Below are 11,976 nucleotides of genomic sequence, written 5' to 3'. Positions count from 1 at the left end.
TTCGCATGTCAAGACAAGTTGGGGCGGCTTCAATGTATTGAACTCCGGCCGTCCGCCAGCCCGTGCGAATGGCGGACGGCGATGTGTTCCGGCGCACGCTGGCGGCGGCGAGCCCGCGCCGGCACAAGGCAGGCGCGCCGCGCATCCCCGCCCGTCAGCCAGAAGGCCTAGTCCACCGGGATGGCGCGCGCGCGCAGACAATTGCCGTGTCGGCTGCGCAGCGCATCGAAGCGCGCAACCGGATCGGGCCGGAGGACCCGGCCGCCTTCCGCGATCTGCGCCGGCGGCGCAGAAGTCCGGGCAGGATTTCGCGGCGGCAGCGCCGACCGCGAGAAAGCGGGCGCAAAAAAAAAGGGCGCTGACCGGCAGCGCCCCTTGCTTTACCGCGGCGGTCTTAGCTGACGCGCTCCAGCACCGCGGCGAAGAAGCCGTCGGTCTGATGCAGGTGCGGATAGAGCGCCAGCATCTCGGCGTCTTCCGGCAAGCCCGGCACCACGATCTTCTGCTCGGCCAGCACCTGCGCGGCCGGCACCAGGCGGAAGCCCGCATGCGTGGACAGGAACCCGCGCACGATGCCTTCGTTCTCGGCTTCCAGCACGCTGCAGGTGGCATAGACCACGCGCCCGCCGACCTTGACCAGGCGCGCGGCGGACTCGAGGATCGAGGCCTGCTTGGCGGTCAGCTCCAGCACCGACTGCGGCGTCTGGCGCCACTTCAGGTCCGGGTTGCGCCGCAGCGTGCCGAGGCCGCTGCACGGCGCGTCGACCAGCACGCGGTCGATCTTGCCGGCGAGGCGCTTGATCTTGGCGTCGTGCTCGGAATCGATCTGCACCGGATGCACGTTGGACAGCCCGCTGCGCGCCAGGCGCGGCTTGAGGTTGGCCAGGCGCTTCTCGGACACGTCGAACGCATAGAGGCGGCCGGTGGAGCGCATCAGCGCGCCCAGCGCCAGCGTCTTGCCGCCGGCGCCCGCGCAGAAGTCGACCACCATCTCGCCGCGCTTCGGCGCGACCAGGTTGCACAGCAGCTGGCTGCCTTCGTCCTGCACCTCGACCAGGCCGTTGACGAACAGCGGCAACTGGTTGAGCGCGGGCTTGCCGGCCAGGCGGATGCCGGCGGGCGCCATCGGCGTGGGCTCGGCCTTGAGGCCGGCGGCTTCCAGCTCGGCCAGCGCGGCCTCGCGCGAGGTCTTGGCCAGGTTGGCGCGCAGGTCCAGCGGGGCCGGGCGCAGCCAGGCGTCGCCGAGCGCTTCGACGAAGGCCTGGTCGTGGCGGGCGGCGAGCTCGTCGAACAGCCATTCGGGCAGGTTGGCGCGCACGCGCGGCGCCAGGCTAGAGCGCTCGATGGTGGTCAGGCGGTCCAGCCATTCGCCTTCCTCGGGCAGCAGGAACGGCGTGAGGACATCGCGGCCGAGCGTGGCGGCCAGGCCCAGCAGGGCCAGGCGGCGCTGCGAAGTGCCCGTGCCGCTGGCGGCGAACTGCGAGAATTCGACGCGCCGGCGCAACACCGCGAACACCGCCTCGGCGATGATGCCGCGCTCGCGGTGGCCCAGCTTGGGGTTCTCGCGGAAGTAGTAGCTCACCACCACGTCGGACGGGCGCGTGAACATCAGCACCTTGCCCAGCAGGCGGTCGATGTGCTGGATATGCACGGCATGCAGCCCGCCGTGCGCGGCACGGCCCTGCTGCGGCGCCTGGCCGTCGCGGCTGTCGCGTTGATCGCCGCTGCGCGCGGACTGGCGGATCGGCGTGGCCTTGCGCTTGTTGCGGACGGGCTGGCGCGCCCCTGCGGTATTCCGGCTCATGACTGCACCTCCGTAGCGGCAGCAAAGGCCGTAAACAACTGGGATTCGTGGGGTTCGACGCGGACCACGCCGGCATGCACGCGCAGGCGGTCCTCGACGAACCAGCGCACAGCGCGCGGGTAGATCGCGTGTTCGGCCGGCAACAGGCGCTCGGCCAGGCTTTCGGGCGTGTCGCCCGGCAGCACGTCGAGCGCGGCCTGGACGATGACCGGGCCGTGATCGAGTTCGGGTGTGACGAAATGGACGCTCGCGCCATGCACCTTGACGCCGGCCTCGATGGCCTGGCGATGGGTGTACATGCCAGGGAAACACGGCAGCAGCGACGGATGGATATTGAGCATGCGCCCGGCGTATTTGTCGACGAAGGCCGGCGTCAGGATGCGCATGAAGCCGGCCAGCACGACCACGTCGGGGGCGTGGGCGTCGATGGCGGCGGCCAGGGCCGCGTCAAAGGTGGCGCGGTCGGCATACCGGGTGTGGTCCACCACGCCCGTGGGCACGCCGTGGTCGGCGGCGAACTGCAGGCCCTCGGCATCGGGCCGGTTGGACAGGACGGCCGCCACGCGCGCCGGCCAGCCCTCGGCGGCACACGCGCGGACGATGGCTTCCATGTTGGAGCCACGCCCTGAAATCAGGATAACGATATTTTTCATCGCGCAATTCTACCAAGGCAGGGCCAGTACACGGCCAAAGCGAGCGCATTAGGCACTTAAAACACGCGAAACCCCCGCTGGCAGGCCGGATGGCATGGCCTGCGCGCAACGTGCTTAGCTTGTTCACGGATTGTGACGCCTCGCCCGCTCTGCTAGAGTGGCTGCTATCGTCCACGCGCAGACCGTTTACGCGGCTTCAAGTGACAACAAGGACGAAGTGGAAAATTAGACGGGAAATCGCATGTCGAACGCTGCACCGACCTTGCTGGTGGTCGATGATCATCCCATGGCCCTGTCCGGCACCACCGCCTTCCTGGCGGAAGTGATGCCCGACGTTGCGGTCCATGCCGCCGGCAGCGCCAAAGAGGCGCTCAACACCTTGCAGCAGGGGCTGAGGCCCGATATCGTGCTGCTGGACATCTGGCTCACCGACGGCACCGGCTTCGACGCCATGCAGGCGCTCAAGACGCTGGTGCCCGCGGCGCGCTTCATCTTCATGTCCGCCGAGGCCACGCCGGAGATCGTGGGCCGCGCGCGCGCGCTCGCCGCCTACGGCTTCGTCGGCAAGCACCTCGACGCCAACGCGTTCACCGCGGCCGTGCGCAAGGTGCTGGCGGGCGACACCTCGTTTCCTTCCGACGAGGCCCTCAACGGCCGCGCGCAGTCGTTCGGGCCGGCCCACGGCATCCCGGTCACGCCGGCGGAGCTGGGGCTGACGCCGCGCCAGGGCTCGGTGCTGGCGCTGGTGCTCGAAGGGCTGCCGAACAAGGTCATCGCGCGGCGCCTGGGGCTGACCGAGAACACCGTCAAGGAACACGTCTCGGCGATCCTGCAGCGGCTCGGCGTGCGCACGCGCATGCAGGTGATGTCGCGCATGGAGCGTTTCCGCCTGCGCCAGTAAGGCGCGGCCGGGCCCCGCCCGCCGCCTGCCGCCCGCCCACCTGCCTGCCTTCAGGCGGGACGCAGCCAGCGCCGCAGCAGCAGCCGCAGCGCCGCCGGATCGACCGGCTTGGGCAGCACGAAATAGCCCGCTTCCTCGGCCGCCGCCAGCGCGTCGGACTTGAGATCGCCCGACAGCAGCGCGCTGCGCGCCTGCGGCTGGGTGTTCTGCCAGCGCTCGAGCAGGTCCAGCCCGTTCTCGCTGCCGGGCAGGCGCAGGTCGCAGAAGATGATGTCCGGCCTGAGGCCCTGCATGAACAGGCGGTCGGCATCGGCGCCGTGCGCGGCGCACGCGACCTGGATGCCCCAGGCTTCCATCAGCGCGATCCAGGCCTTGCGGATCTGCGTGTCGTCGTCCACCACCAGCACCGTGCCGCGCAGATGGTCCGGCTTGGTGTCCTCGGCCGCCGCCGAGGCGCGCACCGCGCGGATGGTGGCCACGGTCTCGGCCTCCACCGGCGCCAGCGAGAACCAGAACACCGAGCCGCGCCCCGGCACCGAGCGCACGCCGTAGGTGCCGCGCATCAGGCGCACGCATTCCTTGAAGATGGCCAGCCCCAGCCCCAGGCCCTGGGACGGGTCGCGCTGGGGGTTGTGCACCTGGTAGTACGGCGAAAAGATGTCGGGCAGGTGCTCCGGCGTGATGCCGGCGCCGGTGTCCCACACCTCCACGCGGATATGCTTGCGGCGCTCGCGCGCCGTCACCAGCACGCCGCCGCGGCGGGTGTAGCGCAGCGCGTTCTGCACGAGGTTGAACAGCGCGCGGCGCAGCAGCACCGGCTCGGCCATCGCGAACAGTTCCTCGGGCACGCGCGGGGTCAGGGTCAGGCCGCTTTCGCGCGCGTCGGCGGCGAACTGGCTCATCACCTCGTTGATCAGGTGGCCGAGCTCGCACGGCTCCAGCGTCGGCAGCACCTTGCGGCCCTCGAGCTTGGACAGGTCCAGCAGCGAGCGGAACAGCAGGTCGATGGTCTGGGTGCCGGCGGCCACCTGCTCGACCAGCGGATGGAGCGAGGACGACTTGTTGCGCGCGCGCAGCGCCTCGACCAGCATCACCAGCGCATGCACGGGCTGGCGCAGGTCGTGGCTGGCGGCGGCGAGAAAGCGCGACTTCTCCTCGCTGGCATGCAGCGCGCGCTCCTTTTCCTCCTGGAACTGCTTGGCCAGGCGGCGGCTGTCGCTCTCGAGCTGGATGGCCCGCACCAGCGTGCGCTGCAGGTTCAGCGCGTGGCGCGTGAGCATGATGGCGTAGACCACCAGCAGCAACTGCACGTAGGTGCCGTGGCCCGGAAAGGCGTAGTCGGCCAACAAAATGTTGGGCACCAGGATCGGAATGCCGGCGTAGACCAGGTTCGACGGCACCGGCGACTGCGCGGTGACGCCGCCGGCCAGCACGCCCACCGCGAGCAGGTACAGCACGCTGGAGAACACGGCGGAGCCGGTGAACAGGTGCAGCAGCGCGGAGCTGCCCCAGGTCAGCCCGGTCAGGAAGGCGAGCGCGCGCATGTTGGCCCACCACTTGCGCGTATGGGCCGAGCGGCTCATGGTGGCGCCGTCGCGCAGGTAGCCGTAGTAGAACCACGTCGACGCGGTGGCCAACACCAGCATCACGCCGCACCAGCCCAGCAGCGCGGCATGGTCGGCGGCGGACCAGAAGGCGACCGCGGTCAGCGCCGGCAGCACCAGCGAGGCCACGGTGGCGGTGGGAGAGACGCGATGGATGGTCGCCAGCAGCTTGGCCCGCGTTTCGGTATCGAGCGGAGGCCCTGGCGGCGGCAGGATTCGGTTGAGCAGCGCGTTCAAAGGAAGGGCTGGGACGTCGGATGCGATCCGCCGTATCATGCCGCCTTTTGGGGAGTGGCGCCACGCCGATGGGCCGATCCGTGCACAAAAACGCCAGCCCGCGCGCCGGGCCCGGTACCGCCGGGCGAAACTCGTCCCCCATTCGCCTTATAATGCCCGCTTTACCCAAACGCTCGACGCCGTCCTCGTGAAAGTCTTCCGTGGCCTGCCCAATGCCGAGAGCCGGGCGCCCTGCGCCCTGACCATCGGCAATTTCGACGGTGTCCACCGCGGCCACCAGTCGCTGCTCGCGCGCGCGCGCGCGGCGGCCGACGCGCGCGGCCTGCCGCTGTGCGTGATGACCTTCGAGCCGCACCCGCGCGAGTTCTTCACCCCGGACAAGGCGCCCGCGCGCATCGCGCTGCTGCGCGACAAGCTCGAGAGCCTGCGCCGCAACGGGGTCGACCGCGTGGTGGTCGAGCATTTCAACGCCCATTTCGCCGCCCAGTCGCCGCAGGCCTTCGTCGAGAACGTGCTATGGCACGGCCTGCACACGCGCTGGCTGCTGGTCGGCGACGATTTCCGCTTCGGCGCGCGCCGCGCCGGCGACTTCGCCTACCTGCAGCAGGCCGGCGCCCAGTTCGGCTTCGACGTCGAGCAGATGGGCTCGGTCTCCGAAGGCGGCGTGCGCATCTCCAGCTCCGCGGTGCGCCAGGCGCTGGTCGGCGGCGACCTCGAGCATGCGCGCCGCCTGCTCGGCCACGGCTACGCCATCAGCGGGCACGTGGTGCACGGGCGCAAGCTGGGGCGCGACCTCGGTTTCCCCACCATCAACCTGCGCATCTCGCACAAGCGGCCGGCGGTCAGCGGCATCTTCGTGGTGCAGGTGCACGGCCTGGGCGAGCATCCGGTGCCCGGCGTGGCCAGCATCGGCGTGCGCCCGACCATCGAGGACGCCGGCCGGGTATTGCTGGAGGTGCATCTGTTCGACTTCAACCAGAGCATCTACGGCAAGCTGGTGCGCGTCGAGTTCATGAAGAAGCTGCGCGACGAGGCCCGCTTCGACGGCCTGGAAGCGCTGACCGCGGCCATCGCCAAGGACTGCGCGGATGCGCGCGCGTTCTTCGGCCTGACCGTGCCGGGCTCGCCCGCGGGCACGCCCCCGGCCGCGGGCAGCCGCGACTTCGCCACCTCCGCCACCGACCGAATTAGCTAGCGCCCCGTTCCCGCGCAGCGGGACCCGGGTCGCTACCCCTTCAAACCCGAGGCTTCCCCGCAGCCAGCCCACGCCGTACCGCGCGCCCGCAGCCAGCCGAGCTGGCGCCCCGCGCGCCAACCGAATTGCCCCGAGAATCGACATGTCCAACGACAAACGCGCCAAGCCCGAAAAAAGCAAGTACCCGGTCAACCTGCTCGACACCCCGTTCCCGATGCGCGGCGACCTGCCCAAGCGCGAGCCGCTGTGGGTCAAGCAGTGGCAGGACAAGCAGATCTACAAGAAGATCCGGGCCGCCCGCAAGGGCGCGAAGAAGTTCATCCTGCATGACGGCCCGCCGTACGCCAACGGCGACATCCACATCGGCCACGCGGTGAACAAGATCCTCAAGGACATGATCATCAAGGCGCGCGGCCTGTCGGGCCTGGACGCCGTCTACGTGCCGGGCTGGGACTGCCACGGCATGCCGATCGAGATCCAGATCGAGAAGCAGTTCGGCAAGGGCCTGCCGGTGCAGGAAGTCCAGGCGAAGGCGCGCGCCTACGCCACCGAGCAGATCGCCCGCCAGAAGCTGGACTTCGAGCGCCTGGGCGTGCTCGGCGACTGGGACCATCCCTACCTGACCATGAACCACAGCAACGAAGCCGACGAGCTGCGCGCGCTGGGCAAGATCATGGAAAAGGGCTACGTGTTCCGCGGCCTCAAGCCGGTGAACTGGTGCTTCGACTGTGGCTCGGCGCTGGCCGAGGCCGAGGTCGAGTACAAGGACAAGACCGACCTCTCCATCGACGTGGGCTTCCCGTTCGCCGAGACCGACAAGCTGGCCCATGCGTTCAAGCTGCCGGCCGCGCAACTGGCGGCCAGGCCGGGCTGGGTCGTGATCTGGACCACCACGCCGTGGACCATCCCGTCCAACCAGGCGCTCAACGTGCACCCGGAAGTGGAATACGCGCTGGTCGACACGCCGCGCGGCCACCTGATCCTGGCCACCGAGCGCGTCGAGGAGCAGCTCAAGGTCTACGGACTCGAAGGCAGCGTGCTGGCCACCGCCACGGGCGCGGCGCTGTCGGAGATCCGCTTCCACCATCCGCTGGCGAAGACCGACGCGGGCTACGACCGCCTCTCGCCGGTCTACCTGGGCGAGTATGTCACCACCGATACCGGCACCGGCATCGTGCACTCGGCGCCGGCCTATGGCGTGGAGGACTTCCAGTCGTGCAAGGCGCACGGCATGAGCGACGCCGACATCATCAGCCCGGTGATGGGCGACGGCGTCTACGCCAGCACGCTGCCGCTGTTCGGCGGCGAGAAGATCTGGGACGCCAACCCGAAGATCGTCGCGGTGCTGGAAGCCTCGGGCAACCTGTTCAACTCGCACAAGTACACCCACAGCTACATGCACTGCTGGCGCCACAAGACGCCGATCATCTACCGCGCCACCTCGCAGTGGTTCGCGGGCATGGACGTGGACCCGGTCGACGACGGCCCGACCCTGCGCGAGACCGCGCTGGCCGGCATCGAGGCCACCGAGTTCTACCCCGCCTGGGGCAAGCAGCGCCTGCACAACATGATCGCCAACCGGCCCGACTGGACCCTGTCGCGCCAGCGCCAGTGGGGCGTGCCGATGGCCTTCTTCGTGCACAAGGAAACCGGCGCGCTGCATCCGCGCACGCCGGCGCTGCTCGAGGAAGTGGCCAGGCGCGTGGAGCAGCACGGCATCGAGGCCTGGCAGACGCTGGACCCGCAGGAGCTGCTCGGCGACGAGGCCGCGTTCTACGAGAAGAACCGCGACACGCTCGACGTCTGGTTCGACTCCGGCACCACGCACTGGACCGTGATCCGCGGCTCGCACCGCGCGGATCTGTACGACCCGTCGGCCGACCTGCCCGAGGGCCGCCTGGCGGACCTGTACCTGGAAGGCTCGGACCAGCACCGCGGCTGGTTCCATTCCTCGCTGCTGACCGCCTCGATGCTGTACGGCAAGCCGCCCTACAAGGCGCTGCTCACGCACGGCTTCACCGTCGACGGCGAAGGCCGCAAGATGTCGAAGTCGGTCGGCAACACGGTCTCGCCGCAGGACGTGTCGAACAAGATGGGCGCCGAGATCATCCGCCTGTGGGTGGCCTCGACCGACTACTCGGGCGAGCTGTCGATCTCCGACGAGATCCTCAAGCGCGTGGTGGAAGGCTACCGCCGCATCCGCAACACGCTGCGCTTCCTGCTGGCCAACCTGGCCGACTACGACCACGCGCAGCACGCGCTGCCGGTGTCGGAATGGCTGGAGATCGACCGCTACGCGGTGGCGCTGACCGGCCGCCTGCAGCGCGAGGTCCTGTCGCACTACGAGGCCTACGAATTCCACCCGGTGGTGGCCAAGCTGCAGACCTTCTGCTCGGAAGACCTCGGCGGCTTCTACCTCGACGTGCTCAAGGACCGCCTCTACACCACGGCGCCCGGCTCGCAGGCGCGCCGCGCCGCGCAGAACGCGGTCTACCACGTCACCCAGGCCATGCTGCACTGGATGGCGCCGTTCCTCTCGTTTACCGCCGAGGAAGCGTGGCAGATCTTCGGCCACGGCACCGAGCACCGCGACACCATCTTCACCAGCACCTACTACGAGGTGCCGGCGGTCGACGACGCCGACGACCTGCTGCAGAAGTGGCAGACCATCCGCGACGTGCGCGCGGAAGTGACCAGGCAGCTCGAAGCGGTGCGCGTGGACGGCGAGATCGGCTCGTCGCTGCAGGCCGAAGTCACCATCCAGGCCGGCGGCCCGGTGCTGGCCGCGCTGCAAAGCCTGGCCGACGACCTGCGCTTCGTGCTGCTGACCTCGGCCGCCAAGGTGGCGCCGGCGCCGGAAGGCGGCGACCTGATGGTCACGGTGACGCCGTCGGCCCACGCCAAGTGCGAGCGCTGCTGGCACTACCGCGCCGACGTCGGCCGCGACCCGGCCCATCCCACCCTCTGCGGGCGCTGCGACAGCAACCTGTTCGGCGCCGGCGAACACAGGAGCCACGCCTGATGGCCGCCACCACCACACGCGGCGCGCGCGCCGGCAAGCGCGCCAGCAAGGCCAGCCACACCACGCCGCTGCTGTGGCTGGCGTTCGCCCTGCTGGTGATCGTGCTCGACCAGTTCTTCAAGATCGTCATCGTCAGGACCTTCGCCTACGGCGAATCGCGCCCCGTGACCGGCTTCTTCAACCTGGTGCTGGTCTACAACAAGGGCGCCGCCTTCAGCTTCCTGGCCGACGCCGGCGGCTGGCAGCGCTGGTTCTTCACCGCGCTGGGCGTGGTGGTGGGCCTGTTCATCGTGTGGATGCTGTACCGCCATACTGGCCAGCGCCTGTTCTGCTTCGCCATCTCGCTGATCCTGGGCGGCGCCATCGGCAACGTGGTGGACCGCGTGATCTACGGCCACGTGATCGACTTCCTCGACTTCCACGCGCGCAACTACCACTGGCCCGCGTTCAACGTGGCGGACTGCGCCATCACGGTCGGCGCGGTGCTGCTGATCGTGGACGAGCTGCGGCGCGTGCGCCGGCACTGAACGGCGCCGGGCGCGCCGCGCGCTCAGTGGCGCACGGCGTACCAGGCGTGCTTGAGATATTCGGCAAGCACCGCGCCCGCTTCGTAGACCACCAGCGACCTGTCCAGGCTCACGCCGGGATGGACGCCGTGGGCGCCCCACTCGACCTCGCCCCAGGCCTGGCGGAACGATTGCAGGGCCCGGCCGGTGTGGTACCAGCTGGTCACCAGCACCGCCCGGCGCGGCGCGAACCGCTCCAGCTGCGCCCGCGTCATGCGGGCGTTTTCCCAGGTGCTGCGCGAAGTGCATTCGTAGCCGATGCGCCCGCGCGGCACGCCGGCCATGACCAGGCGCCGCACGTTGAGCAGGCAGTCGCCGGCGCCGGTGACGAACACGAACGGCGCCACGCCGGCGTGATACAGCTCCGCCGCGCCGATCACGCGCTCGCCCGATTCCCCGCCCAGCACCACGATCCAGTCCGCCCGCGCCGGCACGTCCTCGCGCGGCAGCCAGACCTTGGCGAAGGCCAGCAGCAGCAGGGCCAGCGCGAACACGCCCGCCAGCAACAGCAGGATCAGGTTCTGCGGGCGCAGCGGGCGCGGCGTGCGGTGCTGGCGAAACAAGGGACGTGGCGACATGAGGTTGGCGGGCAAAGGTGAGAGGATGAGCGGGATGGGGAGGCCGCGGAGGCCGGCGCGGCCGCGAGCGGCGGCGCGGCAAACGCGCGCGCGGGCAAGCCGGTATTATTGACGTTTCTCCGGCGCAGCGGCATGCCATTGCGGGACAATCGCAAGGCAACCGAGCCCCGGCACCCGGACCACACCTTCGAGCAAAGAGCATCATGGATCTGCGAGGCAAGCATCTCGTCCTTGGCCTGACCGGCGGCATCGCCTGCTACAAGTCGGCCGAGCTGGTCCGCCTGCTGGCCAAGGCCGGCGCGACCGTGCAGGTGGTCATGACCGAGGCCGCGACCCACTTCATCACCCCGGTCACGATGCAGGCGCTGTCGGGCCGGCCGGTATTCACGTCCCAGTGGGATGCGCGCGTGGGCAACAACATGGCCCACATCGACCTGTCGCGCGAGGCCGACGCCATCGTCATCGCGCCCGCCTCCACCGATTTCCTCGCGCGGCTGGCCAACGGCCTGTGCGACGACCTGCTCTCCACGCTGTGCATCGCGCGCGACTGCCCGCTGCTGGTGGTGCCCGCCATGAACCGCCAGATGTGGGGCGCGCCGGCCACGCAGCGCAATGCCGCGCAACTGCGCGCCGACGGCGTGGCGATCCTCGGCCCCGGCAGCGGCGACCAGGCCTGCGGCGAGATCGGCGACGGCCGCATGCTGGAGCCGGAGGAGATCGTCGAGGACCTCGTCGCCTTCTTCCAGCCCAAGCCGCTGGCGGGCCGCCGCGTGGTGATCACGGCCGGGCCGACCTTCGAGGCGATCGACCCGGTGCGCGGCATCACCAACCGCTCCTCGGGCAAGATGGGCTTCGCCATCGCGCGCGCGGCGCGCGAGGCCGGCGCCGACGTGATCCTGGTGGCGGGACCGACCGCGCAGCCGACGCCGCGCGGCGTGGCGCGCGCCGACGTGGAAAGCGCGCAGCAGATGTTCGATGCGGTGCTGGCGAACCTGACCGGCGCCGACGTGTTCATCGCCGTGGCGGCGGTGGCCGACTGGCGCCCGGCCGAGGTGGCCACGCAGAAGCTCAAGAAGGCCAACGACACCGACACGCCGACGCTGCGGTTCGTGCAGAACCCGGACATCCTCGCCGCCGTGGCGGCGCGCGCGAACGCGCCCTACTGCGTGGGCTTCGCCGCCGAGAGCGAGAAGCTCGAGCAATACGGCGAGCAGAAGCGCCAGCGCAAGAACGTGCCGCTGCTGGTCGGCAATATCGGCCACCAGACCTTCGGCCTCGACGACAACGAGATCGTGCTGTTCGACGCCAGGGGCGTGACGCGCCTGCCGCGCGCGGACAAGCTCACGCTGGCGCGCCACCTGGTGGCCGCCATCGGCCAGCGCCTGCCGGCGCGCTGAAGCCCGCGCCGGCGTCCCT

10 protein-coding genes are annotated in these 11,976 nt (G+C 69.9%); 6 read left to right on the top strand and 4 right to left on the bottom strand.

Features of this window, described 5'->3' with window-relative positions; all coding sequences use genetic code 11:
• Positions 1–68 precede the first annotated feature (68 nt).
• Positions 69–362 (top strand): hypothetical protein, encoded by a 294-nt coding sequence (locus KF708C_RS35895; RefSeq protein ID WP_156173936.1) that lies wholly within the window; start codon positions 69–71, stop codon positions 360–362.
• A gap of 32 nt (positions 363–394) precedes the next feature.
• Here KF708C_RS35895 and KF708C_RS24490 read toward each other — a convergent pair whose 3' ends face one another.
• Positions 395–1,804 (bottom strand): RsmB/NOP family class I SAM-dependent RNA methyltransferase, encoded by a 1,410-nt coding sequence (locus KF708C_RS24490; protein WP_059413556.1) that lies wholly within the window; start codon positions 1,802–1,804, stop codon positions 395–397.
• Positions 1,801–2,457 carry a phosphoribosylglycinamide formyltransferase gene (gene purN, locus KF708C_RS24485; protein WP_029043323.1) on the bottom strand — a complete coding sequence of 219 codons (657 nt, stop codon included), beginning with the start codon at positions 2,455–2,457 and terminating at the stop codon, positions 1,801–1,803. The genes KF708C_RS24490 and purN overlap by 4 nt, the downstream gene beginning before the upstream one ends.
• A 241-nt stretch (positions 2,458–2,698) precedes the next feature.
• Here purN and KF708C_RS24480 point away from each other — a divergent pair, with 241 nt between their 5' ends.
• A complete protein-coding gene (locus tag KF708C_RS24480) occupies positions 2,699–3,358 on the top strand; it encodes a response regulator (RefSeq protein ID WP_020423701.1) in 660 nt (219 codons plus the stop codon).
• Between the two features lie 50 nt (positions 3,359–3,408).
• Here KF708C_RS24480 and KF708C_RS24475 read toward each other — a convergent pair whose 3' ends face one another.
• The gene (locus KF708C_RS24475) at positions 3,409–5,238 is read right to left on the bottom strand and encodes a hybrid sensor histidine kinase/response regulator (protein ID WP_059413555.1); all 1,830 of its coding nucleotides are present in this window, start codon (positions 5,236–5,238) and stop codon (positions 3,409–3,411) included.
• Positions 5,239–5,386: 148 nt separating this feature from the next.
• Between KF708C_RS24475 and KF708C_RS24470 the strand changes: the two genes are divergently transcribed.
• The 3 genes from KF708C_RS24470 (at position 5,387) to lspA (ending at position 9,943) form a co-directional block, all read left to right on the top strand.
• Complete coding sequence (locus KF708C_RS24470) at positions 5,387–6,394, top strand: bifunctional riboflavin kinase/FAD synthetase (RefSeq protein WP_059413554.1); 1,008 nt, start codon at positions 5,387–5,389, stop codon at positions 6,392–6,394.
• 142 nt (positions 6,395–6,536) lie between these two features.
• Positions 6,537–9,416, top strand: a complete 2,880-nt coding sequence (gene ileS, locus KF708C_RS24465; protein ID WP_059413553.1) for an isoleucine--tRNA ligase — start codon at positions 6,537–6,539, stop codon at positions 9,414–9,416.
• Positions 9,416–9,943 carry a signal peptidase II gene (lspA, locus tag KF708C_RS24460; protein ID WP_020201718.1) on the top strand — a complete coding sequence of 176 codons (528 nt, stop codon included), beginning with the start codon at positions 9,416–9,418 and terminating at the stop codon, positions 9,941–9,943. Before ileS ends, lspA begins: the two co-directional genes overlap by 1 nt.
• 23 nt (positions 9,944–9,966) lie before the next feature.
• Here lspA and KF708C_RS24455 read toward each other — a convergent pair whose 3' ends face one another.
• Positions 9,967–10,560: a YdcF family protein gene (locus KF708C_RS24455; RefSeq protein ID WP_081651342.1), complete on the bottom strand. Its 594-nt coding sequence runs from the start codon at positions 10,558–10,560 to the stop codon at positions 9,967–9,969.
• Between the two features lie 203 nt (positions 10,561–10,763).
• Between KF708C_RS24455 and coaBC the strand changes: the two genes are divergently transcribed.
• Positions 10,764–11,957: a bifunctional phosphopantothenoylcysteine decarboxylase/phosphopantothenate--cysteine ligase CoaBC gene (gene coaBC, locus KF708C_RS24450; RefSeq protein WP_020201720.1), complete on the top strand. Its 1,194-nt coding sequence runs from the start codon at positions 10,764–10,766 to the stop codon at positions 11,955–11,957.
• Positions 11,958–11,976 lie beyond the last annotated feature (19 nt).

It is taken from the genome of Cupriavidus basilensis, assembly GCF_000876015.1.
Taxonomy (GTDB): Bacteria; Pseudomonadota; Gammaproteobacteria; order Burkholderiales; family Burkholderiaceae; genus Cupriavidus; species Cupriavidus basilensis_B.
The sequence above is the reverse complement of the archived record's forward strand: the minus strand, read 5'-3'. Positions and strand labels throughout refer to the sequence as shown.

What these genes read in the sequence shown, in the direction of transcription:
- KF708C_RS24490 (WP_059413556.1), bottom strand. Translation starts at nt 1,804, where the DNA reads ATGAGCCGGAATACCGCAGGGGCGCGCCAGCCCGTCCGCAACAAGCGC.
- lspA (WP_020201718.1), top strand. Translation starts at nt 9,416, where the DNA reads ATGGCCGCCACCACCACACGCGGCGCGCGCGCCGGCAAGCGCGCCAGC.
- KF708C_RS24455 (WP_081651342.1), bottom strand. Translation starts at nt 10,560, where the DNA reads ATGTCGCCACGTCCCTTGTTTCGCCAGCACCGCACGCCGCGCCCGCTG.
- KF708C_RS24475 (WP_059413555.1), bottom strand. Translation starts at nt 5,238, where the DNA reads ATGATACGGCGGATCGCATCCGACGTCCCAGCCCTTCCTTTGAACGCG.
- KF708C_RS24480 (WP_020423701.1), top strand. Translation starts at nt 2,699, where the DNA reads ATGTCGAACGCTGCACCGACCTTGCTGGTGGTCGATGATCATCCCATG.
- purN (WP_029043323.1), bottom strand. Translation starts at nt 2,457, where the DNA reads ATGAAAAATATCGTTATCCTGATTTCAGGGCGTGGCTCCAACATGGAA.
- coaBC (WP_020201720.1), top strand. Translation starts at nt 10,764, where the DNA reads ATGGATCTGCGAGGCAAGCATCTCGTCCTTGGCCTGACCGGCGGCATC.
- ileS (WP_059413553.1), top strand. Translation starts at nt 6,537, where the DNA reads ATGTCCAACGACAAACGCGCCAAGCCCGAAAAAAGCAAGTACCCGGTC.
- KF708C_RS35895 (WP_156173936.1), top strand. Translation starts at nt 69, where the DNA reads ATGGCGGACGGCGATGTGTTCCGGCGCACGCTGGCGGCGGCGAGCCCG.